The sequence below is a fragment of the Nocardioides sediminis genome, from assembly GCF_003047295.1.
In the GTDB taxonomy this organism is placed as follows: domain Bacteria; phylum Actinomycetota; class Actinomycetes; order Propionibacteriales; family Nocardioidaceae; genus Nocardioides; species Nocardioides sediminis.
The window spans coordinates 558485-583369 of sequence record NZ_PZYZ01000002.1; the positions used below are offsets into that span (position 1 = coordinate 558485).

Genomic DNA, 24885 nt, shown 5'->3' on the forward strand with positions numbered 1-24885 from the left:
TGACGCCGCCATATCTGCATACTGCGCTGCCGCCTACGAGCGGCTCCTGATCGACCTCGTGTGCTCACTGATGACACCGGGCCGGCGACGTACCCGATCGTCGGCGTCAGCGTCGACGAACTGGCTAAGCGCGCTGAGCTCCCCTTGAGCTGCCTCACGGTCTACGGCGGCGAGTCACTCGGAGTCGAATGCTCATCGCGCGACTCCACGCCTGTGCGCCCGGTTCCGCCCCCGGTGCGGGACCGGGTGACCTGCTGTCTGACGGTGGTGGTGAGTCACCACCACCGTGCCCGCAGTCTCCACGACGCGCGCGTCGTCCGACCCAATGGACCGGTTCCGGTGAGTCACCGGCACCGGTTGCTCGGTCGCGGCGATCCGCCGGAGCCAGGCGGGAGCGTGCCTGACGGCCCACCGCGCGTCCGGCTCCGTTGAATCAACAAAGCCGCTTCTTCCGGTCCCGGGGAGTCCCCGGGGCCGTGCGGTCCCGCCATCGACCGCCGCGGCCCCACCTGCGCAGTCAGCGCACTCTGGCTGGCGGCAACGCGAGAGGTCATGCATCGAAGGTGTGCCTCGACGACGGCGGTGTCAACCGCGATCTCGTGGCCCTCGTCGAACACCTCGAACTGTCCGAAGACAGTGCGAGACAACCGAAGACGACCGGGGACAAGCACCCGACTTCCTCCGGCGCCGGTTTCACGATTTGAACCGCCCCATCGCTTTGCCCATCGAAAACCCATCAGGGACAGGACGAAGGAGGTCGAGGTGACCGGAGGCAACCGGTACAGTGGAGATGTCGGCAACCGGCCGATCTACGTGTAGATCGAGTCAACCGGAGCTGACCGAAGACATTTCGAAGCAGCGGAAATCGGACCTGATCGTCCCAGAGGTCGCAGGTTCAAGTCCTGCCCCCGCTACCAATGTGATGTCTCAGGACATCCCGGACACCCGAACCCACGGAAACGTGGGTTCGGGTGTTCGTCATTTCGGGGTCTTGGGTTGGTAGTCCTTGGCGGTGTCGATGGTGAGCTCGCGGAGGAGTTCGCCGGTGATGGCGTTGATGACGCGCACGTCGAGGTCTTGGACGAGCAGGATGACGTGGGTTCGGGTGTGGGTTCGTCCGATGCCGATGTGGCGGAGCTGCCCGTGGATGCGCAGGGTGACGGTGCCGGACTTGTCGACGATGTCGTGCCGGATCCGGTCGTGGGTGTCGGTGTCGCGGCTGGGGCCTGGCAGCGCCTTTGGCATGGTGTCGTAGAGCGCGGCAGGGGTGGCGCGGTGTGGCAGCGAGCGGTGGGGCCGGGTGGTGTTGTACTCGTGCCGGAACCGGTCCAGCAGCGCTTGTAGCCCGGCGATGGTGGCGGGCTGGTCGGGCTGGGCGCGAAGCCAGTTCTTCATCGTCTGCTGGAAGCGTTCGACCTTGCCGCAGGTGGTGGGGTGGTTGGGTCGCGAGTTCTTCTGCGCTACGTGCCAGTCGCGGAGTTGTTGTTCGAAGCCGTTGCGGCCGCCTCGGCGTCCGATGCTGGCCAGGCGGACGGTGTAGACCATGCCGTTGTCGGTGAGGGTCGCTGCGGGGATGCCGTGCTGACCTGCGGTTTTGCGGAAGGTGTCCTTCACGATGGGGGTGGTGATCGCCCGGTGTGCGCTCACGTGCAGGGCGTAGCGGGTGCAGTCGTCGAGCCAGGTGATGATCTCCACGCCCTTGGGGAAGGTCGCGGTGTCGGTGAGCGGGTAGTGGGTGAAGTCGGACTGCCAGCACTCGTTCGGCATCGCGGCTTCGAACCGGAGGTAGGAGGACTTCGGCTTCTTCCGCGGCTCGGGGGTGACCGCACCGTGGCGAGTCAGGATTCGGTGGATCGTGGCCCGTGACAGGGTCACGGCGTGGTGCTGGGCCAGGTGCCAGCAGATGGTCTCGGCGCCGGCGTCGTGACCGGCCTCGAGGAGCTGCTTGCGCACAGTGAGGACCAGGTCGACGGTCGCGGGCGGGGTCGCTCCCGGCGAGGTTCTCGGGGCCTTGGAGCGGAGTTCGAAGGCGGCATCGCCTTCGGCTCGGTAGCGGGCCAGGAGCTCGTAGAGCCAGGAGCGGGACACCCCGTAGGCCGCGACGACCTCGGCGACGGGTCGCTTCTCCATGACAACGGCGGTGATGACCAGGCGTGCCTTCGACATGGCTGAGCATCAGCGCGGTGTTGCCGATGTCCTGAGACATCTGTCCGGGATGTCGTGAGACAGGTGTCCGGGATGTCCTGAACCAGCACACTGCCCCCGCTACAAATCCGAAAGGCCCTCACAGTCTGACTGTGAGGGCCTTTCGCATGTGCGCGACCACGACTGGCCGCAACGTCGTCACTCCGGGGTCCGGGCGGGGGTCCTGAAGCCCTTGACGACGAGGTAGATGCCCAGGCCGAGCTCCCAGAAGAACTCGGGAGTGGCTGAGAGCGTCTGGACCGCACCGCCAGGCTCGATGAGGCCGAGGATGGCGGCGGAGCCGGTGGCGATGAGGAAGGGGCCGCCGATGAGGCCGAGCACGGCGAGCCGGCGGGGCACCAGACCGGTGCGCCACATCATCCAGCCGAGGATGAGGCCGTTGCCGACTCCGACGACGAGCTGGGGCCCCAGGTTGAACGTCCACTCCTGCATGGCCAGGAACGCGTCCCCGACGGTGGCCAGGCCGGCGGCGGACTGCTCGTCGGCAGCCGCGTAGTCCTGCCGCAGCGTGACCACGGTGAGGACGGCGAGGATGCCGACGCCGATGAAGACGGACTCCATGATGCGGGCGGCGATGAAGCTGAGGCCGAGGTTGGGGTACCGGTGCCTGACGACGGTGTACATCGCCGTGGCTGTACCGATGTTGGCGATGATGAGGATCGCCTCGGCGAACGCGCCCCACAGGACGCGGGAGTCCTGGCCCGGGCCGGTGACGTAGTTCCCGTCGAACAGCGGCGGGTAGAACCCGACCTTGGCGGCGATCGAGGTGACGTAGGTGACGATGAAGAGCCAGCCGACGATGGTGGCGGCGCGGCGTGTCGGGTCGAACGTCGTCCGGCGTGTGGCGGCTGGCTCACGGGCGGGCTTTCGGGTGCGCTGGATGGTGGTCATCTGGGCCTCCTGGGTGTGTTGACGAGTGCTGTGGACGGGCTCAGGCACCGGGGCCGGGTTCGGTCCGGGTGACGGAGAGGAGCGGGACCCCGAGGTCGCGCAGCTTGTGCAGCAGTCCGTGCAAGGCCGCCTGGTCGGTGACGGGGCCCCGCAGGGCCGTCGTGCCGTCGTCGGCTCGACACAGGTCGAGGCCGTCGAACCAGGCCGCCCAGCGGTCGTCGAGCCGGCCGTGGACGCGGATCTCGTACCAGTCCCCGCTGTACCGGCCGGTGGCCGGTTCGCGAGGGGTGTCGCTGCTGCTCATGGCGCGACGCTAGGAACGCACCTGATGAGAGCGCGTCATCACAGGTGATGACAGCGGTGATGAACCTCGTCAGGCGCCGTCGACCGCGTCCGGGCGGGGTCAGAGGCGCAGCTGGTGCGCGCGACGGACTGCGGCGCGGCGGTTGTTGACTCCGAGCTTCATGTAGATCCGTTGCGTGTGCGTGCGGACGGTGGGCAGCGACACGTTGAGGTGACGGGCGATGGCGGGACCGTCGAGCTCTGAGCCGAGCAGGCGCAGCACGTCGAGCTCGCGACTGCTGAGCGGCACGATCAGAGGCAGGCCACCCTCAGCCTCCGGCGCCGCCCCTCGCGACGCGACCGGCCCGCCGCCGCGCGCGGCAGCCACCGCAGTTGCGAACGCGGACCCGTCGGGCAGGAGGGCGAGGAGGTCCTGGACCCGGGGCCCGGCATCGAGGAACGGGCGCACCCAGCCCACGGGCTGCGCGAGGTTCCTCGCGTCCATCAGGCAGGCGAGGGCTTCCCCTGCGTGACCGGCAGTGTCAGCGGTCAGGGCCAGCAGGATGGAGGTCTGGACGATGGTGGCGGTGCGAGAACCGGCGACGGCGGAGTCTCGGAGCCGGGTCAGCGAGGTGGCCGCCATCTCCAGCTTCGCCGGGTCGCCCGTCGTCAGGTGCTCGGCCAGCAGGAGCCACGCGAACGTGACATGTTCGTACTCGTGCAGGTAGTCCGCGTCGTCCTCGGTCGCAACGCCGGCCTCAGCGGCCCACCGGCGCGCGGCGGCGAGGTCGCCGTGGCGGATGTGCAGCCTGGCACGTACGGCGGGCACGGGCCGGACGTTCGGGAGGAAGTCGCTGTTGAAGAGACGCTCGGCCTCGGCCAGCAGCGCGTCTGCGGCCTCGTGGTCGCCGTCCTGTTCGCGCAGCGCGGCCATCCCGACGCGCCACCGGTAGGGCTGCTGGGGGAGGCCGACGTCGTCACCGAGGTCGCCGGCAGCCCGCAGGTGCTCCGCAGCCTCGACGGACTCGCCGCGTTCCCAGGCCACCCGCGCCAACGCCACCCGCATGTCCGCCGTCCCACGCACGACACCTGACTGCGACCTGTCCCGGGCAGCGTCGGCGAGCCCGAGCGCGTCCTGTGCCGTGCGGTGCGCTTCGTCGAGGTTGCCCAGCTCCAGCTCGAGGTCGACGAGCGCGATCGCGCAGCCCAGTGCATCCGAGACGTGGTCAAGCGCCGCGAGTCCTCGTGCGGCCGCCCGGTAGCCGTCCCTTGCGGCCACGAGGTCGCCGGTCGCCCACGACGCCAATCCCTTCAGCGCGGACGCGGATGCAACCGTCAGCCGGTCCGACGCGCCCGCCCGGTCCAGCGCGATGTCGGCGTGCTGGAGTGTCGCTCGCAGGTCGCCGGCCACCAGAGCGAGGCCAGAGCGATGGGTCGCCACTGCCGCGGGAAGTCGTCGCCACTCGGTCTCGTCTCGCACCACCACGTCCACCGGCGGCGACGCCAAGGTCGCCTCGATGGCGTCGAGGCGCTCGCTCACACCGTCGAAGACATTGCTGGCCATGAGTGCACCGACCAGGTTGCTGGCCAGGACCGGACGGCACGCCAGGACCTCCGGTGGCACCGCCGGCACCCAGCTCCGCAGCACCTGCTCGGCCCGCCGCCGCCGCAGGTCGGGGGTCGCCACCTCGATGAGGTCCGCGGCACGGTCCACGTCGCCGGCCGCGAAGGCGTGACGTACCGCCGCCTCCACGTCCCCCGCCCGCTCGTACCAGGCGCTGGCCCGCCCGTGCAGGATCGCAACGTCAGCGGGACGCTCGGCCAGCAGCCGCACCTGCAGCACGTCTGCGAACAGGTGGTGGTAGCGGTACCAGCGGCGGTGGTCGTCCAGCGGCACCAGGGGGAGGTTGCGTCGTTCCAGCTGCTCGAGCACAGCACTCCCCGCCACGCCGTCGACGGGGCCGGTGACCGCGTCGCACAGTGGGCCGGACAGCCTGTCCAGCACCGAGGTGTCCAGCAGGAACCGGCGCAGGGGGCCGGGTTGCTTGTCGAGCACCTCGTCAGCCAGGAAGTCGACGACGAACCGGTCGTCGCCGGCGAACGAGGCGATGAACCGCGACGAGTCGTCCCGGCCGTGCAACGACACTGCCGCCAGTTGCAGCGCGGCCGCCCACCCTTCGGTCCGTGCTTCCAACGTCTCCACGTCCGACGCGGTCAACCCGAGGCCATGGACTTGGTTCAAGTAGTCGCCGGCCTCGGCGGTGGTGAACCGCAGGTCGGCAGCCCGGAGCTCGACCAGCTCGCCCCGAGCGCGAAGCCGCGACAACGGCAGCGCCGGATCTGCTCGCGTCCCCAGGACGAGCCGAAGCTGCGGCGGCCGGTGCTGCAGGAGCATCGCGACGGTCTCGCTGACCTCGGGAGTGTCGGCGAGGTGGTAGTCGTCGAGCACCAGGGTCACGTCCTCGGCACGGACACTCAGCTCGTTCACCAGGTCCGCCACGACATCTGCCAGGGCGACGCCGGCTGACTCCAAGCGGCCCAGCGCGGTGGCGGCGCACCCCGGGCTCACGGCGTCGAGGGCGTGGAGGACGTAGGTCCAGAAGCGGGAGGCGTCGCCGTCCCTGCTGTCCAGGGACACCCACGCCACCGGGTCTGCATCGCCGAAGGCAGAGGCGAGCAGCGTCGTCTTCCCGAAGCCAGCGGGCGCAGACACCAGGACCAGAGCGGCCTCGTGGGCGCGCTGAAGCGCTCCGGTCAGACGGGCTCGGGCCACCAGCCCCGACCGGGGACTGGGCAGCACGAGCTTGGTCTGCACCAGGGCGTCAGCCATCGGCGCTCCTCCCAGCAAGCCTCCTCGACAGCGTGCTCGAAGGCCCTCACAGTCCGACTGTGACGGTCCTTCGGACGTGCGCCACCACTCGGGTCAGTCGGCGCGCTCGGTCCGCTCCTGCTCGGCGATCCGGGTCTCCTCGTTGAGCTCGTGGTACTGCTCCGCGCTCAGGTAGCGCTTCATGGCCGCCTCGACCGCACTCGTCGACGACGTGCGCGGCGCCGAGGCGACACGGTCCCGCGCCTCGCGGGCCGCCTTCATCGCCTCTGCCTTCGACATGTCGCTCATGACGTCACCTCCTCGTCCCACCGTCCAGCGAACGCCTCGCGGTCGCGGGTGGGCAGGGGCCATCGACCTCTGGTGGGGAGCAGTTGGTCACGCGCGCCGGCGACCGGGCGGAGGCCCCCTGACATGCCGAGCGTTGATGAACGCACAGCCCCGATCTCCCTCTCGCCTGCAGGCCGTGGGCTGGAATGGAATCGTCACCCGCATCCCGACACGAAGGAGCAGCGATGAGGCTCGGCGTGCACCTGGTGAACTTCACCCTCCCCGGAGGCCCGGAGACGATCGGCCCCGTCCTCGCGGCGACCGGGAGGGCGGCCGAGGAGGCCGGACTGGACAACCTCTCGTTCATGGACCACTACCTCCAACTCGAGTTCCTCTCGGCCGTCGAGGACCCGATGCTGGAGGGATACACCGCGCTCGGCTTCCTGGCGGCGCACACGACATCGGTGGAGCTCCAGCTCCTGATGACGGGTGTGACGTACCGCCACCCGGGCCTGCTCGCCAAGATCGTGTCGACCCTCGACGTGCTCTCCGGCGGACGGGCTGCGCTCGGCATCGGAGCGGCCTGGTACGAACGGGAGCACCGCGCCCTGGGCGTGCCCTTCCCCCCGCTCGCCGAGCGCTTCGAACGGCTCGAGGAGACCCTCCGGATCGTGCGCCAGATGTGGAGCGACGACAACGGGCCGTTCGACGGGAAGCACTACCAGCTCGCCGAGACGGTCAACTCCCCGCAGCCCCTGCGGCAGCCGCGCCCGCCGATCATGGTGGGCGGAGGCGGTGAGAAGAAGACGCTCCGCCTGGTCGCGAAGTACGCCGACGCCTGCAACGTGTTCGCAGCGGCGGGGGCCGGCCCGGGCGAGGTCGCCCACAAGCTCGCCGTCCTGCGTGACTGGTGTGAGCGGGAGGTGCGACCGTACGACGAGATCCGGAAGGCCGTGCTGTACAACGGTTCAGTCGGACAGGAGCCCGCCGGCGGCGCCACCTTCGTCGAGGAGATGCGCGCCCTTGCCGACGTCGGCGTCGACGAGGTGCACGTGATGCCCCTGCACGGCGACCCGGTCGCCTTCGTCAGGTCCCTCGGCGATCACGTCGTACCCGCTCTCTCCCGGCTCTGATCCAGACGCCCATTGGTGTCGGTGACGGACGCGAGCGTCGTGCGTGCGGCCGCGCGAGCTGGACCGTCCAGGGCGCCGTGACAGCGAACGAGGCACCCGCGGCCGGTCGGGTGCTGCTCGGCAACGTCCAGGTGCGCACCGACGCCGACGTGCTCGCCCGGTCAGGCGAGGCGGTCGCGGGTGCTCGCCGGAGACCTTCCGCGCGCGTCGGTCCGCTGCGAGGATGTGGCGTGGCCTACACCCGCTTCAGCTCAGCAGTGACCGACGCCCGTCAGCGCATCGGTGGGGCGACGGCGCGGCCGCAACCCCTGGTCCTGGCGGGTGAGCGACTCCATGTGGTCGGGGCGGCCCGCCTCTACGTCTGCGGCATCACGCCCTACGACGTGACGCACCTGGGGCACGCCTCGACCTTCGTGTGGGCCGACCTGCTCGCCTCGGTGCTGGGCGCCGGCTCGGTGCAGGCACGCACCTGCCGCAACGTCACCGACGTGGACGACGTGCTGACCGCCGCCGCACGTGAACGCGGGTGGTACTTCGACGAGCTCGCGCTCGCGCAGGAGTCGGTCTTCGAGCACAGCATGAGCGCGCTCCGGGTGGCCACCCCTGTCGAGGAGCCGCGGGCGCGGCACCACGTCCACGCGGTCGTCCAGCTCGCGGAAGGGCTGTTGCAGGCGGGTGCCGCCTACGAGCGCGACGGGGCGGTGTGGTTCCGCGGCGCCGACCTGCCCGCAGCCGCGGGGCTCTCGCGGGACGAGGCGTTGCGACTCTCCGAGCAGTACGGCGACGAGCCGGGCGACCCGGCCAAGGACGACCCCTTCGACGTCGCCCTCTGGCGGCCGTCCGAGGACGGCGCCCCGGCGTGGGCGAGCCCGTGGGGGTGGGGGAGGCCCGGGTGGCACGCCGAGTGCGCGGCGATGGCCATGACCGTCCACGGAGCCTGCGTCGACCTCCTCGTGGGCGGTGAGGACCTGATCTTCCCGCACCACGCCTACCAGGCCGCGATGATCGAGCGGGTGTCCGGCGTGACGCCGTTCGCCCGCGCGGCGATGCACGTCGGCGAGGTGCGCATCGGTGGCGCCAAGATGGCCAAGTCGACCGGCAACCTGGTCCTGGTGGACGACCTCCTCGGCGAGCACTCCCCGGCCGCCCTGCGGCTGCTGCTGTTGTGCCGCCCCTACTCGCAGGCCTGGGACTTCGAGGCGGACCTGGTCGACGAGGCAGAGGCACGGCTCGCCCGCCTCTACGCAGCGGCGGGGACCCCTGGCGACGGGGACCCCGACGTGGTGCTGGCGGCGCTGAGGGCCGACCTCGATGTCATGCAGGCGCTGAACCTGGCCGAACGCCACGGGGGCGACGTGGCCCGTCGCGCCATCGCCCTGCTCAAGCTGGGGTGAGCGCCGGGGGGCGGTCCGACCGGCCCCCCCGGGTGACCCCGTCCTGGGAGCATGTCCTACGATCCTCCAAAGATCTTTGGAGGAATGGTGGAAGCAGACGACAAGCGGTCCCGGGTGTTCGACGAGCTCGCAGTGGTGGGCAAGGCCTTCGGCAGTGCCAAGAGGCTCGAGCTGGTGGACCTGCTCGCCCAGGGGGAGCGCACCGTCGAGGCCCTGGCGCGGGCGGCGGACATGGGCGTCAGTACGGCGTCGGCGCACCTGCAGGTCCTCAAGCTCGCCAACCTGGTCTCGACCCGACGGGAGGGGACCAAGGTCCACTACCGGCTCGCCGGCGACGACGTGGCCGGCTTGTACGCCGCGATGCGCACCGTCGCCCGCGAGCGCTCCGCGGACGTCAGCCGGGCGCTGGAGGCCTATCTCGACGTCCCCGGCTCCGGTGAGGTCGGGATCGTCTCCCGCGAGCAGCTCACCGACCTGCTGGCCTCGGGCGAGATCACCCTGCTGGACGTGCGTCCTCGCGAGGAGTACCTCGCCGGCCACATCCCCGGCGCCCGCCACGCTCCGCTGGGCAGCCTCGCCGACGAGGCGGACGGCCTGCGCGGGGCTGCGCCGGTCGTCGCCTACTGCCGCGGGAGCTTCTGCGTGATGGCGCACGACGCCGTACGCCTCCTCGGTGGCGAGGGGGTCGAGGCCCGCCGCCTCGAGGACGGCATGCTCGAGTGGCGCACGGCCGGCCTGCCCGTCGTGGCCGGTGCGTCGTGACGGGCGCGACCCAGGTCCTGCTCTCCTGGCCGGTCCGGCGCTGGCTGGTCGCGCTGGCTGCGACCGCGGGCTTCGTCCTCGTCGTGGCGGTTCCGACCGACCTCATCGACACCCCGGCGTTCGGACGTGAGATCCCGCCGACCTGGTGGGCGTGGCCGTCGCTGCTCGTCTCGTCGACGCTCGGCGGGCTGCTCGTCGCCACGTATGTGCAGGCACCGCCGCAGTCCGACCGCGCGTCGAGTCGTCGCGGGGGTTGGCTCGGTGGCCTCCTCACCTACTTCGCCGTCGGCTGCCCGGTCTGCAACAAGCTCGTGCTCCTCGCCCTCGGCAGTGCGGGGGCGATCACGTGGTTCGAGCCGTTCCAGCCCGTCCTGCAGGCGCTGGCCGTCCTGATCCTCCTCTGGGCGCTGCGCAGCCGGCTGCTCGGAGAGCTGTCCTGTCCCACCACCGTGTCTGGAGAACTGACCCGTGCCTGAGCTGCGCAAGAGCCCACTCGTCCCCATCGTCATCGCCGTGATCGCGGCGATCGCCCTCGCGTTCGTCCTCCTCCGCGGAGGAGGTGAGGACGACAAGACGGCCGCGGGAGCCGCTCCCGAGGCCGCCTCGACCGCCCCGCCCGAGACCTGGGAGCAGCTGGTGCGTCGGGACGCCGACGACCCGATGGCTCTCGGCGATGTCGACGCGCCCGTCGTGATGCTCGCCTACTCCGAGTTCCAGTGCCCGTTCTGCGGCAAGTTCGCCCGGGACGCCGAGCCCACGCTGGTGGAGAAGTACGTCGAGGACGGCACGCTGCGCATCGAGTGGCGTGACTTCCCCTATCTCGGTCCGGAGTCCTCCGTCGCTGCTCGGGGTGGTCGTGCTGCGGCCGCCCAGGACCGCTTCTGGGAGTTCGAGGAGGCGATGTACGCCGACCAGCTCCCTCCCAACAGCGGCAACCTGGACGAGGACTACCTCGCCTCCGTCGCCGAGGACATCGGTCTCGACGTCGACCAGTTCCGTCAGGACATGGCTTCCCCGGAGATCGAGCGGGCCGTGGAGAAGGACTTCTCCGAGGGGCAGGCCATCGGGGTCACCGGCACCCCGGCCTTCGTCATCAACGGCGTCCCGGTGATCGGCGCCCAACCCACCGAGGTGTTCGAGCAGACGATCGAGAAGGCCGCCCAGGACGCGGGCTCATGAGCGAGGTGGGCGTCCTGGCGGCGTTCGCGGCCGGGATCCTGGCGCTGCTGTCGCCGTGCAGCGCCCTGCTCCTGCCCTCGTTCTTCGCCTACGCCTTCGCGAACGGTCGCGCGCTGGTCGCCCGGACTGCGGTCTTCTACCTCGGCCTTCTCGTCACCCTGGTGCCCCTCGGGACGGGTGCCGGCGCGGCCTCGTCCCTGTTCTACGGGCACCGGCCGCTCCTCATCGCGATCGCGGGCTGGACGATCATCGGGCTCGGGGTGCTGCAGCTCTTCGGTCGAGGCTTCGCGGTGCCAGGGGCGCAGCGCCTGCAGTCGCTGGTGTCCTCGCGTGGGGACGACGGGTGGCTCTCCACCCTGCTCCTCGGCGCCGTCTACGGGCTCGCGGGCTTCTGCTCCGGTCCGGTGCTGGGCGCCATCCTGACCGTTGCTGCCACGCAGGACTCACCGTGGCAGGGTGGCGCCCTCCTCGCGGTGTACGCCCTTGGCATGGCGGCGCCGCTGCTCGTGCTCGCCGCCGCTTGGGACCGCTACGACCTCGGCAGCCGTCGCTGGCTGCGCGGCCGGACGCTGTCGGTGGGGAAGGTGTCGGTCCACACCACGTCGTTGGTGGCCGGACTGCTCTTCGTCGCGGTGGGCGTCGTGTTCCTGCGCTACGACGGCACCGCCGGGCTCACCGGCTCGCTGGGCCTGGGCGACCTGACCGACGTCGAGTACGCCGCCCAACGTGCCGTCACCGAGTGGGCGGCCCATGTCCCGGCCTGGTTCGTCCCGCTGTCCGTGGTGCTGGGCGCCGTGGTCGTCGCCTGGCGCCGAGCAGGAGGGGCCACCGAGTCGCCTCCGGACCCGCAGGGAGCAGAGCGGCGCTGAGTCGAGCGTCCGCCTCCCTGCCCTCACGGTTCCAGTAGCCCGCAGCAACGTAGGCAGACGCCCTTGCTGGGCTCCCGCCGCCAGCCGGCGCCACCGGGCACCGCCGTCGCCTGCTCGGCTCGCGGACCCGCACGCCGGTCGGGGAATGAAATGACCGGACTTTTCTTGACCTGACTGCGCCGCGCCGTCATGGTGGGGCGGGTGAGGGTCTCGGTTTGACCTGACATCAAAAGTCCGTACATTGGATACCCCACAGGGTATTTTTATCGAGGAGGCATCACGCGCATGGAGATCCACTCCTTCCGCACCCCCGGGCTCGGGGACCAGACCTACCTGCTGGAGCACGAGGGCAAGGCGATCCTCGTGGACCCGCAGCGCGACATCTCCCGGTTCCTCGACGCGGCCGCCGCGCGGGACCTCGAGCTGCGCTTCGTGCTCGAGACCCACCTCCACAACGACTACGTGTCCGGTGCGGAGCAGGCCGCGCTGCGCACCGGCGCCGAGCTGGTCCTTCCGGCCGCGGCCGCGGCGGCGTACCGCTACACCCCGGCCTTCCACCTCGAGGAGCTGAAGGGCGAGGACGGGCTCTCCATCCGGCCGCTCCACACCCCCGGCCACACCCCCGAGCACACGAGCTACGTGATCCTGCTCGACGGCAAGGAGGTCGCGGTGTTCTCCGGCGGCAGCCTGCTCGTCGGCTCGGCCGGTCGCCCCGACCTGCTCGGCCCCGAGCGCGCCGAGACGCTGGCGCGGCTCCAGCACATCTCCCTCAACCGGCTCGCCGCGCTGCCCGGTGACGTCGAGCTGCTGCCGACGCACGGCGAGGGCTCGTTCTGCACGTCGTCCGGGGCCGGTCTCTACACCTCGACGATCGCCAACGAGGTCCTCTCCAACCCCCTCCTCCAGATCGCCGAGCCGGACGACCTGGCCAAGGAGATGCTGCGGATGCCGATGCCGATCCCCGGCTTCTACCGCTACATGGGCCCGGCCAACACGCTGGGCGTCAAGCCCATGCCGGAGGAGTCGAAGCCGGCCATCTCGCTCGAGGAGCTGCGGCGCGACGACCTCAACGTGGTCGACATGCGGCCCCGGCAGCACCAGGCCGCCGGGCTGTTCCCGGGCAGCGTGGGGATCGAGATGGGCATCGACTTCGGCAGCTGGGCCGGCTGGCTCCTGCCCTACAACGAGCCCGTGGCGATCGTCGCCGACCCCGACCAGGACGCCGAGGAGGCAGTCGTCCAGCTGGCCCAGATCGGTTTCGACACCGTCGTCGGGGTCGTCAACGACCTGCCGGCCGACGGGCTCGGTGCGGGCTTCACCCTCGTCGAGCTCGACGAGGCGCTCAAGCTCGTCGGGGACGACGTCCAGGTCCTCGACGTGCGGATGCCCAGCGAGCTCGAGCAGGTCCGCCTGTCCGGAGCCGTCGAGCGGTTCGTGCCCGACGTCTTCACCATGGGCGTCCCGGAGCAGCTCGACCCGGAGGCCACCGTCCTCGTCGCCTGCGCCAGCGGCCGTCGTGCCTCCATCGCGGCCAGCAGGCTCGTGGCGGCCGGCTTCACCGACGTACGCGTCCTCACCGGCGCCGGCGTCCCCGACCTCGCGTCGGCCGCCTGAGCCACCCGACCACACCGAACGCACGAAACCCCATCCCCCCAAGGAGCACCACACCCATGCCGAACCAGTCCGTCCAGTCAATCGGCGTCCCCGAGGTCCAGAGCCTCATCCAGGAGGCCAACACCCTCGTCCTCGACGTCCGTACCCCCGGGGAGTTCGAGACGGCGCACATCGACGGCGCCGTCAACATCCCGGTCGACCAGCTCGACCCCCACCTGCGCGAGATCGTGCACAACGCCGGCGGGACGATGGTCCTGGTCTGCCAGAGCGGCGGCCGCGCCGAGCAGGCCGCGGACAAGCTGAGCAAGGAGGGCAAGGACGACCTGGTCCTTCTCGAGGGCGGCATGAACGCCTGGCAGCAGGCAGGTGCCCCGGTACGCCGTGGCGAGGTGCAGCGCTGGGCCCTCGAGCGCCAGGTCCGGCTGGTCGCGGGGTCGATCGTCCTGGCCTCGGTCGGGGCCAGCGCGTTCTTCCCGCGCACCAAGTGGCTCGGCGCCGGTGTCGGCGGCGGTCTGGTCTTCGCCGCGGTCAGCAACTCCTGCATGATGGCCAGCCTGCTGAGCAAGCTGCCCTACAACCGCGGTGCGGCCTGCGACATCGACCAGGCCCTGACCCGGCTCGGCGCGCGTTGACCGACGCGACCGCCGGCGCTTTCGGCGTGGCCCTGACGTGCATCGACGGCCGCATCGCGGACGTCGTGCACCAGGAGCTGCGCCGGGAGTGGGGCGTCGACTTCGTCGACGTGGTCACGCTCCCCGGCCCCGAGGCCGCCGTCCCCGAGCTGCCCGAGCAGCACGCCGTCTGGGACGCCCTGCGCATCTCGGTGCAGCGACACGGCTCGAGCCGGGCCGCGGTCGTCGCCCACACCGACTGCGCCGCCAACGCGGTGGACCTCGAGACGCGCCGCGACCAGGTGCGTGAGTCGGTGTTCCAGGTGCGGGATCTCCTGCACGGCACCGACGTGACCGGGTGGCTCGTGGACACCGAGACCGGAACCATGGAGGAAGTGGCGTGAGCGGCCCCGACGCCCGCGGACGTGTGGCGCGACTTCTCCCGATCGCGGAGTGGTTGCCGTCCTACCGACGACCCGACCTGGTCGCCGACCTGCGCGCCGGTGCGACCGTTGGCGTCCTGGTCATCCCGCAGGCGATGGCGTACGCCGCCCTCGCGGGGGTGCCGCCGATCGCCGGCCTCTACGCGGCCATGGTCAGCCTGGTCGTCTACGCGGTCTTCGGGACCAGCCGGTTCATCTCCGTCGGGCCGGTGGCCATCGACTCCCTCCTCACGGCCGCCGCAGTGGCGCCCCTGGCCGACGGCGACCCGGGGCGGTACGTCGCGCTCACCAGCCTGCTGACAGTGATGATCGGCGTCCTGCAGGTCGGGGCGGGGCTCGCCAAGCTGGGAGCCCTGGTCAACCTGCTCTCGGTGCCGGTGATCGCCGGCTTCACCAGCGCCGCCGCCCTCACGATCGGGCTCACGCAGGTCCGCGACCTCCTCGGCCTGGACCTCTCGGGCTCCAGCACGACCTTCGTGGAGGGGCTGTCCTCCGTGATCCCGAGCCTGGACAGCATCGACGTCACCACCGCCGTCCTCGGCGTGCTGTCCCTCGCCGCCCTGGTGGCCCTCAAGCGCTGGGCCCCTCGGCTGCCCGGCCCGCTGCTGCTGGTCGGCGTCGCCACCGTGCTCGTCGTGCTGCTCGACCTGCCGGTGCGCCAGATCGGGGAGATCCCCTCGGGCATCCCGCTGCCCCGGCTGCCGGACAGCCCGTGGGCGGACGTCAGCGCACTGCTGCCGTCGGCGGCGGCCATCGCCCTCATCTCCTACATGGAGTCCATCAGCACCGGCAGTGCCTTCGCCCGCAAGACGCGCACCCGCATCGAGCCCGACCGCGAGCTCGTGGCCGTGGGCCTGGCCAACGGCGGGGCCGGCCTGATGCAGGGCCTGCCGGTGGCCGGCGGGTTCTCCCGGGGCGCCGTCAACTACAACGCCGGAGCGCGGACCCCGATGTCCGGGGTCGTCGCGTCGGTGCTCGTGGCCATCAGCCTCCTGCTCCTCACCCCGGTCCTGGCCCTCATCCCCAAGGCCGTCCTCGCGGCGATCATCCTGGCCGCGGTCGCGACCCTGGTGGACGTCCGTGGTGCCCGCGCCGTGGGACGTGTACGACGCAGCGACCTGGTGGCCCTGCTCGCCACCGCCGCTGCGACGTTGGTCCTCGGCCCCACCTGGGGGCTGGCGCTCGGCGTGGGCGTCAGCTTCGCGCTGTTCCTGCGCCACCTCAACCGCCCGCACATGCCCGAGCTTGGCTACTGCCCCGAGGAGAAGATGTTCCGCAACGTGTCGCGCCACCCCGCGACCACGCACCCCGAGGTGCTGGTGGTCCGGATCGACGCACCGTTGTCGTTCGTCGGGGCTCGGGCGATCTCCGAGGACCTGGCCGGACGCCTGAGGGACCGCGAGGGGACGAGGTTCCTGGTCATCGACGCGACGGCCGTCAACGCGGCGGACTTCACGGGGGTCGAGATGCTCGGCCAGCTCGTCGAGGACCTCGACGGGACCGGTGTGCAGGTCCACCTGGGCGGTCTGCGCGGACCGGTGCGCGACGTCCTGGAGCGCACCGAGTGGTTCCGCGCCCTGGTCGCGGCCGGTCGGGTGCACGGGACCGTCGTCGAGAGCGTCCGCGAGCTGCCGGTGTCCTCGCGCCCGGCGGGCTGGCTGGACGAGACGACTAGGGCTGGCCGCTGACGTCGACCTGGTAGGCCCGGGTGCTCGACCACTGGGCCGTCAGGCTGAAACGGCTCCCGCGCACGAGGGTCCTGCGGTACTCCACGGCGCGCTCGCCCACGAGTCCCACGCGCTCGACCAGCAGGGCCGCCTCGTCGTCGTCCATGCCCAGGAGCGAGCGCTGCCCCGCGGTGGGCACCACGGCACGGATGGTCTCCTGCCCGCCGGTCAGGCGGACCCCGGCGACGCGGTGCCACTCGTCGTACAGCGCGGTGTGCGACAGGTCGACGTCGAGCAGGCCCGAGGCCAGCGCCGGGTCGAGCCACACGCAGTCCCACGCGATCGGTACGTCGTCCGCGTGGCGCACGCGTTCGATGTAGACGAGCTCCGGGGCGCCGGCCAGGCCGAGCCGGTCGGCGACCACGGAGTCGGGTCGACGGTCGACGACACGGACCTCGCTGCGCTGCTCCAGGCCGCGGGACTCGAGCTCGTGGAAGAGGGAGTACATGGCCCCCATGTCCTGGGCGATGACGCCGGGTGCCACGACGCTCGAGCGACCGCGGGAGGACTGGATGACCCCGTCGCGGCGGAGCCTGCCGAGTGCCTCGCGGACCGTGTGCCGACTGACGGCGTAGTCCTCGACGAGCTCGATCTCGCCCGGGAACCTGTCCGGGAACTCCGCCCCCTCGATGCGGCGGACGAGGTCGTCGTGCAGCTGCTGCCACAGCGGGACGGAGCTCGCGCGGTCGAGGTCGCCGGCTCCCCGGCTGCGGAGGGTCATGGGCCATCTCCTCGGCGGCGGGGCGGATCGGGCGGGCGCACCGAGCGAGTGTAGTGAACCGGTTCGTCGGCGAAGACGGACTCGACGAGCTGGCGCCACTGGGGCTGGACGCCGCTCACCACCACCGCGGTGCCACCCCTGCCGAGGTCGCGGCTGATGTCGCGCAGCACCAGCGCGCCGGTGAGGTCGATGCGGCCGAGGCGCTGCAGCTCCAGCTGGACGAGGACGAGATCGGGATGTCCGGCCAGCTCGGCCAGGACCAGGCTCTCCAGGCGGGGCGCCGAGCCGAAGTAGAGGACTCCCTGCGGGCGCACGTGGAGCGTCGACCCCGTGCGCCACACCTCGACATCCAGCCCGAGCTCGCGCCACAGGTGCACGGCCAGGGAGGCCAGGACCCCGGCCACCACCCCCCACTGCACCTGCGGGGCCGCGGCCACGGACACCACCAGCGTGATCGCGGCCACGACGAGCTGGGGCCGTGACAGGCGCCAGGTGCGCAGGACGGGCCGGGGGTCGAGCAGCGGCAGCACGGAGGCGATCACCAGGCCGGCGAGCGCGGCGTCCGGCAGCCCGGCGAGGAGGTGCGAGAACGGCAGGACGGCGGCGACGCAGGCGCCCGTGACGAATCCGCTCCACCGGGTCCTCGCGCCCGACAGGCGGTTGAGCGCGGACCGGGAGAACGACCCGCCCACCGGGTAGCCGCCGACCAGCCCGGCGCCCACGTTGGCGAGCCCCTGCCCGACGAACTCGCGGTCCGGGTCCCAGGCGGACCGGTCGGCACCGGCGTACTTCCGGGCGATGGAGGCGGGCTCCGCGAACCCGACGAGGGCGATGACGAGACCGGGGAGCAGCAGCGCGGGCAGCTGTGACCAGGGCAGGTCGAGGCTCGGGACGGGGAACCCGCTCGGGATGTCGCCGACGACCGGGACGTCGAGCGAGGTCCACCGCACGAGCAGGACCGCGGCGAGCGAGCCGAGCAGGGCGCCTGGGACGAGCGGGTGGATCCGACGGGCCGTGAGGGTGATCACTCCCACCGCGACGGCGACGCCCAGCGCTGCCGGGCTCCACTCGCCCGGGGTCGCGAGGGCGTCGGCCGCTCCCGCGACCGGGCTGCCCGACGGGCTGGCGAGACCCACGAGGGCCGGCACCTGCGAGCAGACGATCAGCGCCGCGGCGGCGAGGGTGAACGCGGTCACGACGGGCTGGCTCATGAGGTAGGCGACGACCCCGGTGCGCGTGACGCCCACGAGCACCCGTACCGCGCCGACCACCAGGGCCAGGAGCGCCGCGAGCGCCACGTGCTCGGAGCTCCCCGCGGGGGCGACCGGGGCGAGGGCGCCGACCACGAGGAGGCTGGTCAGCGCCACCGGCCCGGTCTGGAGGTAGGGCGACGAGCCCACGGGCGCGGCCAGCAGCGGTGCCGCGGCCGCGGCGTACAAGCCGGCCTGCGGCGGCAGGCCGGCGAGGGCGGCGTACGCGATGGACTGCGGGACCAGCACCATCGCCACCGTGACACCGGCGACGAGGTCACCTCGTCGTGGGCGGGTCACCGGCTGCCGTCCCCGTGGGCGACAATGGTCCGGACAAGTGTGCTCCGAGGCCCAGGAGGTACGCCGTGGCTCCGCCCGACGACGTGGGAACAGACCCCGACTACCGGTTCAGCCTCGCCAACGAGCGGACGTTCCTGGCGTGGATCCGCACCGCGCTCGGCCTGCTCGCCGGAGGCGTGGCCCTCCTGGCGGTGCTCGACGACGTCGGCAACACGGCGGTCCGGGTCGTGACCGGGGCGGCCGTCCTGGTCCTCGCGACACTCCTGCCGCCGCTGGCCTACCGCCGCTGGTCGGCGACGGAGCGCGCCCTGCGGACCCAGACGTCGCTGCCCGAGCCGGGTCTCCTGCGGCTGGTGGCCGGGGGCCTCGTGGTCGTGGCCTTCCTGGTGGCCGCACTCGTCATCGTGTGAGTGGTGGGGGCCGGTGACGCATGAGGAGGGTCCGGAGCGCAGGCTGCTGCACTCCGTGGCCGCGCTGGAGCGGACCGCCCTGGCGTGGGAGCGCACGGCCGTCTCCCTCGGGGCGGTCGGCCTGCTGCTCCTGAAGGTCGTGGACGGTGGGCGGCTCACGCAGGCGGCGGGACTGGCGCTGGTCGCGGTGGCGGCGGCCGTGGTGCTGGTGGTCGTCCCGTTCGGGTACCGGCGCGCCCGTGCCCGGGTGGACCCGGAGTCGCTGGAGAGACCCTTCGTCGACGAGGACCGGTGGCGCGCCCGGGCACTGGTGGGCACGGCGTGGCTGGTGAGCCTCGTCGCGGTGGCGGTCGCGGTGGACATCTGGGTGGCCGGTGCGGTCTGAGGTCAGGCCCCGTCGACGAAGTAGGCGCGGCGCTTGGGCATCACCGGTCTCATCATGAACTCCGGACGGCGCTGTCCTCCCGGCCCCAGCGTGGACCGGGTGAGGGCGAGCCACTCCTCGTAGACCTCGCGGGAGAGGGAGGTGTCGACGACCACGTCGCCGTACTGGTCGCCCTCGTGGGCCTTCTCGACCGTCACCTTCTGCAGCCAGCAGTGCATCCCCGACCACGGGTCGGGCTGCACCGGGAACGTGAGGTTCTGGTGGACGCCCGGGTCGTCCCAGTAGATGCGCCCGGAGTCCGGGTCCTCCGACGCGAAGGGCCTGATCCCCTCGGTGTAGCGGAGCCGCCAGCGCGTCTCCTCGTGGTCGAGGTCCACGATCCCCATCGTCCACCTGGACCCCTCGCCCTCCCGGAGCCGCCAGCGACCCATGTGGTGCGACAGCGCCGTCACCCCGGGACGGATGCCCTCCGTCGCCCAGACCCGGGCGACGAAGTGACCGATGCGGGTCGACACCCGGACCAGGTCACCGGTGGCGATGCCCAGGGCGGCGGCGTCCGCGCTGTTGGTCCAGAGCGGGTGGCTGTTGGAGATCTCGTTGAGGTACTTGGCGTTGCCCGACCGGGTGTGGATCATCGTCGGCAACCGGAAGGTCGGGATGAGGACCCGCTCGCCGGCGGCGACGTCGATCTCGCGTCGGGAGACGTGCGACTCGATGTAGCCGGGGGTCGCGTGCTCGGGCCAGCCCCAGTCGCGCATGGCGGTCGAGTAGATCTCGAGCTTGCGGCTCGGCGTGAGCCACCCCTGCGTGCGGGTCCCGTCGTCGTGCAGGAGGCCCACGGCCCCGGCCTCACCCACCAGCGGCACCTGGGTGTCGAGGTCCACCGGCTTGCGCAGCACGCCCAGCTCGTCGGGCACGGCGCCCTCGCACTCCGCGTCGGTGAGGCGGCGCTCGTCGACGCGGTAGACCTCCTTGTCCACCTCGACCACGCCGTAGCGGCGCATGTACTGCAGGGGCGTCAACCCCTCGGCGGCAGCCTTCTCCGGCAGGCCGGGGACGTTGTGGTCGAAGACGTGGCCGTAGTACTCGTCGACGGTGATGCGCTCGCCCGGACGCGTCGGTGACTCGAAGTACTGGCGGATGCCCAGCTCGCCGTCGGGGTCGATCCGCCACGACAGCTCGAACCAGAACTCGGTCTCCTCCCACACCTCGCCCGGGTTCCAGTCCCGGCTGTCGCCGAAGGCCTTGCCGTCGGGAGGTGTGCCGCCGAGCCTCTCCATGGCCACGCGTCGTACGGGTTGGCGGAAGCCGAGCCACTTGCCGGCATGGGTCTCGTAGGAGTGGGTGTCGTGGCGCTCGGTCGAGTGACCCATGGGCAGCACGTAGTCGGCGAACTCGGCGGTCTCCGACCAGGTGGGGGTCAGCGCCACGTGGCAGCCGACCCGGTCCTCGTCGGTCAGCGCCTCGAGCCACGAGAACCCGTCGGGGTTGGTCCAGACGGGGTTGTAGACCCGGGAGAAGTAGGTGTCGAGGCGACCGCGGCCCTCGCGCAGGAAGTGGGGGAGGAGGATCGAGAGCTCGTTGGTGGCGAGCGGGTACTCCCGCGGCCACGTCAGCTCGTTCCAGCGGTCGTGGCCCCCGGGCATGTTCGGGCCGTGCGGGATGATCTTGTCCCACCCGTTGGGGCTGGTGCCGCCCTCGGTGCCGACGGACCCGGTGAGGACGACCAGGAACATCATCGCCCGGGAGACCATCCAGCCGCCGCGATTGCCGGCCGTCGCGCTGCGCCAGACGTGGGCGGAGAGCCGTCCCTCGCTCTCGGCCACGATGCGGGCGAGCGCCTCGACGTCCGCGACCGGGATGTCGGCCTCGTCTGCTGCGTGCTCGAAGGTGTAGCGCTGGTAGTCCGCGGTCAGCAGCTCGCAGAAGGTGTGGAAGTCGGGCGGCGCGTCCGGGTGGAGGTTCTCCAGGTAGGCCTTCCAGTTGACCCACCGCTCGAGGAAGGCGCGGTCGTAGCGCCCCTCGCGCAGGAGGTACGCCGCGACCGCCAGCAGGATGGCGGCCTCGGACCCCGGCCAGGGCGTCAGCCAGGCGTCGGCGTGCGACGCCGTGTTGGACAGCCGGGGGTCGAGGACGACGAGCTTGGCGCCGGCGGCCTTGGCGCTCATGATCCGCTGCGCGTGGGGGTTGAAGTAGTGGCCGGTCTCGAGGTGGCTGGAGAGGAGGAGCACCACCTTGGCGTGGGCGTAGTCCGGTGAGGGCCGGTCGTAGCCGCCCCACAGCGAGTAGCCCAGGCGGGCGCCCGCCGAGCAGATGTTGGTGTGCGAGTTGTGGCCGTCGACGCCCCACGCGAGGAGGAAGCGCTCGGCGAACCCGTCCTCCCCGGGCCGGCCCACGTGGTACATCACCTCGTCGTGCCGGTCCTCCTGGATGGCCCGCCGGATCCGTCCACCGATGTCGTCGAGGGCCTCGTCCCAGGACACCCGCTCCCATCCGCCGCCACCGCGGGTGCCGGTCCGCTTGAGCGGGAAGAGGATCCGCTCGGGGTCCTCGACCTGGTTGATGGTCGCCGGACCCTTGGCGCAGTTGCGGCCCCGCGACCCGGGGTGGGCGGGGTTGCCCTCGACCTTGCGGATCGAGAGGTCATCCTTGTCGACGTACGCCAGCAGTCCGCACGCCGACTCGCAGTTGAAGCATGTCGTCGGCACGAGCATGTAGTCGTGCGGCTCGCGCGTCTTGGGGTCCCGTTGCGTGTGGTGGTCCCACTCCTCCACCGGCGGGAAGTTGCGCAGCCCCCAGCGTGTGCGGTCGCCCGGGAGGGCGTGGGAGGTCGCGGGTCCGGCCCCGGGCTCGGTGATCGGCTCGTCGTGCGTGGTCACGAGAGGGGAACCTCCTGGGCGGTGCGGACGAAGACGTGCTCGTAGGCGATCAGCGAGGGCTGGACGAGGAGGGCCGCGACGAGCCCGAGGGCCGTGAGGCCGGTGGCGAGCCCGAGGGCGGCGCAGGCGAGCGCGACCGCCCCGAGGACCAGCGCCGCGTGGTAGGTCCGTGCGTGTCGTCCGCGCGTCATCATCGTCCGCGCGGCGCGGGCGTTGGGCGTGCCGTGATCGCGCCCCGACCAGCCGTGCTCGGCCAGGGCGACGGCGAGGTGTCCGAGGGTGCCGGCCGTGAGGCCGGCCAGGACGAGCGCCTCCAGGTCGTCGGAGGCGTCGAGCAGCGGGGCGAGGAGCAGCAGGACGCCGCTGCCGACCATCACCGCCTGCACCAGGAGGTGCCAGAAGAGCCAGCGCGACTGCCACAGGTCGCGTCCCTCGGCCTGCCCGAACAGGAAGGCCGTGTAGCCGGCCGTCAGCAAGCCGGCCACGCCGCCGAGGACGGCGACGGCCGGCATCGCCCCGTCGACGTCCAGCAGCCCGAGCACGAACCAGAGGAACGAGGTCGCCGCTGCGGCGGCGAGGACGAACCCGCCCTTGACCAGCCAGGACGTGAGGTGCGCCTTGGTGACGAGGTAGAGGAAGCGCTCGGGCCGCTTGAGGTCGGCGACCAGGAGCACCGCGGTGGCGAGCAGCCCGGCCATGGCCACCAGGGGGGCCGCCACGTCGGTGAGGGCGGTGTCGCCGAGGCCGAGCAGGACGGCGGCGGCCGCGGTCACCAGCGCGCCGCCGGCCACCCCCTTGGTCCACAGGTAGGTCGTGACCTTCCACCCCCAGACGACGGGGTGCGCGGTGTTGAGGGTGGTACGCGCGTTGGTGGCGGGGTCCACCGGGAGGTCCCGCGCCACTGCGGCCCGCAGGGTGTCCGGCTGGGCCCAGATGTAGGTGTCGTCCACCGGCGCGGCCAGTGGTTGGAGGACGGCCGGGGAGGCCCCGACGTAGTGGACGTTGGGGCCGGTGCCCTGCTCGGGGGCCCGCACCCGGGTCTCGTTGCTCAGCACGAACTGCGAGATGGCGCTGCCGGGGTCGTCGAGGTCCCCGACCCAGATCGACTCGGTCGGGCACACCACCACGCACGCGGGCTCCAGGCCGTCGTCGACCCGGTGGGCGCAGAAGTTGCACTTCGCCGCCGTGTGGGTGTCCTCGTCGATGTAGATGGCGTCGTAGGGGCAGGCCTGCATGCACGCCTTGCACCCGATGCACACCGAGCTGTCGAAGTCGACGATGCCGTCGTCGCGCTTGAAGAGGGCCTCGGTGGGACAGATGGCCACGCACGGAGCGTCGGTGCAGTGGTTGCACCGCATCACCCCGAAGTCCCGGGTGGTGTCCGGGAAGGTGCCCGAGTCGACGTACTTGACCCAGGTGCGGAACTGGCCGAGCGGCACCTCGTGCTCGGTCTTGCAGGCGACAGTGCAGGCGTGGCAGCCGATGCACGTCCTGTGGTCGATGGCGAATCCGTACTGCACCGCGCGCCCCACCTTCGTCCCGGTCCTCTGGACTCGGAGGGTAGACCGGCTGTGGCCCGCGCCACAAGCATTTGTCCGGGCATTTGGCGACCATCGGGGAGGTCCGCGGCGAAATCGCATGGTCACCTCCCGGCGGACGCGCGTCGCCACTCCCGGGGGCTCATCGCGAACTGCTGGTGGAACCAGCGGGAGAACGAGCTCGGCGAGGTGAAGCCGAGCACCGTGCCGATCTCGCCGATCGTGTAGCGGTCGCCGCGCAGGTGACGCTCGGCCAGGCCGGCGCGGGTGGCGTGCAGGATCGCCCCGAACGACGTCCCCTCGGCGGCGAGGTGGCGTTGCAGGGTGCGCTGGTCGACCCCCATGGCCTTGGCGACGTGGTCGATGCTGCACCTGTCGAGGGGCAGGAGCAGCTCGATCAGCTCCGTGACCCGCTCGGAGGTCGTGCTCGCCCGCGCGGCGACGACCGACTCCAGGATCCGCTGGGCGTACGGGCGCATCAGGGGATCGGCCAGTGCGTTGGGTGCGTCGAGGTCGGAGGCGTAGAGGACCAGGCCGCTGAACTCGTGCTCGAACCGCAGGCCGGGGCCGAAGAACCGGCGGTACGCCGCGACGTCGTCCGGGGCGGGGGTCGAGAAGCAGACCGACAACGGCCGCCAGGCGTCCCCGACGCAGGCTCGGACGATTCCGAACAGTGCCCCCACGCCCAGCAGGAGCGCCTGCCCCGCGGGCGTCGGCTCGCCGAACTCGAACCACAGCCGCGTCGTCGCGATCCCCTCCGTCTCGGACAGCTCCATCCTCAAGGCTTCGTTGTAGCTGTGCTCGTGGCGCATCAGGAGCGTCAGGGCGCTCCGGAGATCGGGTTCCTCGCGCAGCACGATGCTGAGCGGGCCGATCGTCGACAGGCGGCGGAGCTCGGCGAGCCGGAGCGCGAAGTCAGGTCGTCCCGCGGCCTCCGCCGACGCGTCGAGCAGCCGCGCCACGGCCGGCGCGGAGATCCACCGGTCGGGCACCGACAGGTCCGACGCGTCGAGGCCGTGCGCACGCATGAGGGCGACCGGGTCCAGACCGACGGCGCGCGCGACGTCGGCGTACCCGTTGAGGGTGGCGCTGCGCACGAGCCGCCGCATGCCTCACCGCCTGTCGCGAACAGACAAGTTACTTGTCGTGATCGGCACAGGATACGCGGCTTTGTCGACCTAACGTAATGAGCGTC

Annotated in this window: 22 protein-coding genes; 12 read left to right on the forward strand and 10 right to left on the reverse strand. The window is 71.6% G+C overall.

What is annotated here, in order from left to right:
• Positions 1-978: 978 nt before the first annotated feature.
• The 5 genes from DAI17_RS07445 to DAI17_RS07465 form a co-directional block, all read right to left on the reverse strand.
• Positions 979-2166 carry an integrase core domain-containing protein gene (locus DAI17_RS07445; RefSeq protein ID WP_107772245.1) on the reverse strand — a complete coding sequence of 396 codons (1188 nt, stop codon included), beginning with the start codon at positions 2164-2166 and terminating at the stop codon, positions 979-981.
• Positions 2167-2343: 177 nt separating this feature from the next.
• The gene (locus DAI17_RS07450) at positions 2344-3096 is read right to left on the reverse strand and encodes a DUF4386 domain-containing protein (protein WP_107772246.1); all 753 of its coding nucleotides are present in this window, start codon (positions 3094-3096) and stop codon (positions 2344-2346) included.
• Between the two features lie 40 nt (positions 3097-3136).
• A complete protein-coding gene (locus tag DAI17_RS07455) occupies positions 3137-3400 on the reverse strand; it encodes a hypothetical protein (protein WP_107772247.1) in 264 nt (87 codons plus the stop codon).
• Positions 3401-3499: 99 nt separating this feature from the next.
• A complete protein-coding gene (locus DAI17_RS07460) occupies positions 3500-6208 on the reverse strand; it encodes a LuxR C-terminal-related transcriptional regulator (protein ID WP_107772248.1) in 2709 nt (902 codons plus the stop codon).
• Positions 6209-6301: 93 nt separating this feature from the next.
• The gene (locus DAI17_RS07465) at positions 6302-6496 is read right to left on the reverse strand and encodes a hypothetical protein (RefSeq protein ID WP_107772249.1); all 195 of its coding nucleotides are present in this window, start codon (positions 6494-6496) and stop codon (positions 6302-6304) included.
• A 224-nt stretch (positions 6497-6720) separates the two neighbouring features.
• Here DAI17_RS07465 and DAI17_RS07470 point away from each other — a divergent pair, with 224 nt between their 5' ends.
• From DAI17_RS07470 to DAI17_RS07515, 10 genes are all read left to right on the forward strand, one after another.
• On the forward strand, positions 6721-7608 hold the full coding sequence (locus DAI17_RS07470) for an LLM class F420-dependent oxidoreductase (RefSeq protein WP_107772250.1): 888 nt from the start codon (positions 6721-6723) through the stop codon (positions 7606-7608).
• 77 nt (positions 7609-7685) lie between these two features.
• A complete protein-coding gene (locus DAI17_RS07475; RefSeq protein WP_234412349.1) occupies positions 7686-9002 on the forward strand; it encodes a cysteine--tRNA ligase in 1317 nt (438 codons plus the stop codon).
• A gap of 84 nt (positions 9003-9086) precedes the next feature.
• Positions 9087-9764 (forward strand): ArsR/SmtB family transcription factor, encoded by a 678-nt coding sequence (locus DAI17_RS07480; RefSeq protein WP_107772251.1) that lies wholly within the window; start codon positions 9087-9089, stop codon positions 9762-9764.
• A complete protein-coding gene (locus DAI17_RS07485) occupies positions 9761-10240 on the forward strand; it encodes a hypothetical protein (RefSeq protein ID WP_199904986.1) in 480 nt (159 codons plus the stop codon). Before DAI17_RS07480 ends, DAI17_RS07485 begins: the two co-directional genes overlap by 4 nt.
• On the forward strand, positions 10233-10943 hold the full coding sequence (locus DAI17_RS07490) for a DsbA family protein (RefSeq protein WP_107772252.1): 711 nt from the start codon (positions 10233-10235) through the stop codon (positions 10941-10943). Before DAI17_RS07485 ends, DAI17_RS07490 begins: the two co-directional genes overlap by 8 nt.
• A complete protein-coding gene (locus tag DAI17_RS07495; protein WP_107772253.1) occupies positions 10940-11812 on the forward strand; it encodes a cytochrome c biogenesis CcdA family protein in 873 nt (290 codons plus the stop codon). Before DAI17_RS07490 ends, DAI17_RS07495 begins: the two co-directional genes overlap by 4 nt.
• Before the next feature lie 285 nt (positions 11813-12097).
• Entirely contained in the window at positions 12098-13426 is a 1329-nt protein-coding gene (locus DAI17_RS07500; RefSeq protein ID WP_107772254.1) for an MBL fold metallo-hydrolase, read from the forward strand.
• Between the two features lie 56 nt (positions 13427-13482).
• Entirely contained in the window at positions 13483-14058 is a 576-nt protein-coding gene (locus tag DAI17_RS07505; protein WP_107772255.1) for a rhodanese-like domain-containing protein, read from the forward strand.
• Between the two features lie 26 nt (positions 14059-14084).
• Positions 14085-14441 (forward strand): carbonic anhydrase, encoded by a 357-nt coding sequence (locus DAI17_RS07510; RefSeq protein WP_159081406.1) that lies wholly within the window; start codon positions 14085-14087, stop codon positions 14439-14441.
• Complete coding sequence (locus DAI17_RS07515) at positions 14438-16168, forward strand: SulP family inorganic anion transporter (RefSeq protein WP_159081407.1); 1731 nt, start codon at positions 14438-14440, stop codon at positions 16166-16168. The genes DAI17_RS07510 and DAI17_RS07515 overlap by 4 nt, the downstream gene beginning before the upstream one ends.
• Here the strand turns inward: DAI17_RS07515 and DAI17_RS07520 are convergent.
• Both DAI17_RS07520 and DAI17_RS07525 read right to left on the reverse strand, forming a co-directional pair.
• Positions 16152-16928, reverse strand: coding sequence for a GntR family transcriptional regulator (locus DAI17_RS07520; RefSeq protein WP_107772258.1), 777 nt, complete (start codon positions 16926-16928; stop codon positions 16152-16154). The two genes, DAI17_RS07515 and DAI17_RS07520, sit on opposite strands and share 17 nt — an antisense overlap.
• Positions 16925-18478 (reverse strand): SulP family inorganic anion transporter, encoded by a 1554-nt coding sequence (locus DAI17_RS07525; protein WP_159081408.1) that lies wholly within the window; start codon positions 18476-18478, stop codon positions 16925-16927. The genes DAI17_RS07520 and DAI17_RS07525 overlap by 4 nt, the downstream gene beginning before the upstream one ends.
• A 65-nt stretch (positions 18479-18543) precedes the next feature.
• Between DAI17_RS07525 and DAI17_RS07530 the strand changes: the two genes are divergently transcribed.
• Both DAI17_RS07530 and DAI17_RS07535 read left to right on the forward strand, forming a co-directional pair.
• Positions 18544-18888 (forward strand): YidH family protein, encoded by a 345-nt coding sequence (locus DAI17_RS07530; protein ID WP_107772260.1) that lies wholly within the window; start codon positions 18544-18546, stop codon positions 18886-18888.
• A gap of 13 nt (positions 18889-18901) precedes the next feature.
• Positions 18902-19273, forward strand: a complete 372-nt coding sequence (locus DAI17_RS07535) for a DUF202 domain-containing protein (protein WP_199904987.1) — start codon at positions 18902-18904, stop codon at positions 19271-19273.
• Between the two features lie 2 nt (positions 19274-19275).
• Here DAI17_RS07535 and DAI17_RS07540 read toward each other — a convergent pair whose 3' ends face one another.
• The 3 genes from DAI17_RS07540 to DAI17_RS07550 all read right to left on the reverse strand — a co-directional run bounded on the left by DAI17_RS07540 (position 19276) and on the right by DAI17_RS07550 (position 24799).
• Entirely contained in the window at positions 19276-22152 is a 2877-nt protein-coding gene (locus tag DAI17_RS07540; RefSeq protein WP_234412351.1) for a molybdopterin-dependent oxidoreductase, read from the reverse strand.
• Positions 22149-23672 carry a 4Fe-4S dicluster domain-containing protein gene (locus DAI17_RS07545; RefSeq protein WP_107772557.1) on the reverse strand — a complete coding sequence of 508 codons (1524 nt, stop codon included), beginning with the start codon at positions 23670-23672 and terminating at the stop codon, positions 22149-22151. Before DAI17_RS07545 ends, DAI17_RS07540 begins: the two co-directional genes overlap by 4 nt.
• Before the next feature lie 122 nt (positions 23673-23794).
• Positions 23795-24799: an AraC family transcriptional regulator gene (locus DAI17_RS07550; protein WP_107772261.1), complete on the reverse strand. Its 1005-nt coding sequence runs from the start codon at positions 24797-24799 to the stop codon at positions 23795-23797.
• Positions 24800-24885 lie beyond the last annotated feature (86 nt).

Coding starts and splice junctions, on each gene's coding strand:
- DAI17_RS07445 (WP_107772245.1), bottom strand. CDS start 2,166: ATGTCGAAGGCACGCCTGGTCATCACCGCCGTTGTCATGGAGAAGCGA.
- DAI17_RS07520 (WP_107772258.1), bottom strand. CDS start 16,928: ATGACCCTCCGCAGCCGGGGAGCCGGCGACCTCGACCGCGCGAGCTCC.
- DAI17_RS07470 (WP_107772250.1), top strand. CDS start 6,721: ATGAGGCTCGGCGTGCACCTGGTGAACTTCACCCTCCCCGGAGGCCCG.
- DAI17_RS07450 (WP_107772246.1), bottom strand. CDS start 3,096: ATGACCACCATCCAGCGCACCCGAAAGCCCGCCCGTGAGCCAGCCGCC.
- DAI17_RS07495 (WP_107772253.1), top strand. CDS start 10,940: ATGAGCGAGGTGGGCGTCCTGGCGGCGTTCGCGGCCGGGATCCTGGCG.
- DAI17_RS07480 (WP_107772251.1), top strand. CDS start 9,087: ATGGTGGAAGCAGACGACAAGCGGTCCCGGGTGTTCGACGAGCTCGCA.
- DAI17_RS07550 (WP_107772261.1), bottom strand. CDS start 24,799: ATGCGGCGGCTCGTGCGCAGCGCCACCCTCAACGGGTACGCCGACGTC.
- DAI17_RS07465 (WP_107772249.1), bottom strand. CDS start 6,496: ATGAGCGACATGTCGAAGGCAGAGGCGATGAAGGCGGCCCGCGAGGCG.
- DAI17_RS07500 (WP_107772254.1), top strand. CDS start 12,098: ATGGAGATCCACTCCTTCCGCACCCCCGGGCTCGGGGACCAGACCTAC.
- DAI17_RS07460 (WP_107772248.1), bottom strand. CDS start 6,208: ATGGCTGACGCCCTGGTGCAGACCAAGCTCGTGCTGCCCAGTCCCCGG.
- DAI17_RS07505 (WP_107772255.1), top strand. CDS start 13,483: ATGCCGAACCAGTCCGTCCAGTCAATCGGCGTCCCCGAGGTCCAGAGC.
- DAI17_RS07455 (WP_107772247.1), bottom strand. CDS start 3,400: ATGAGCAGCAGCGACACCCCTCGCGAACCGGCCACCGGCCGGTACAGC.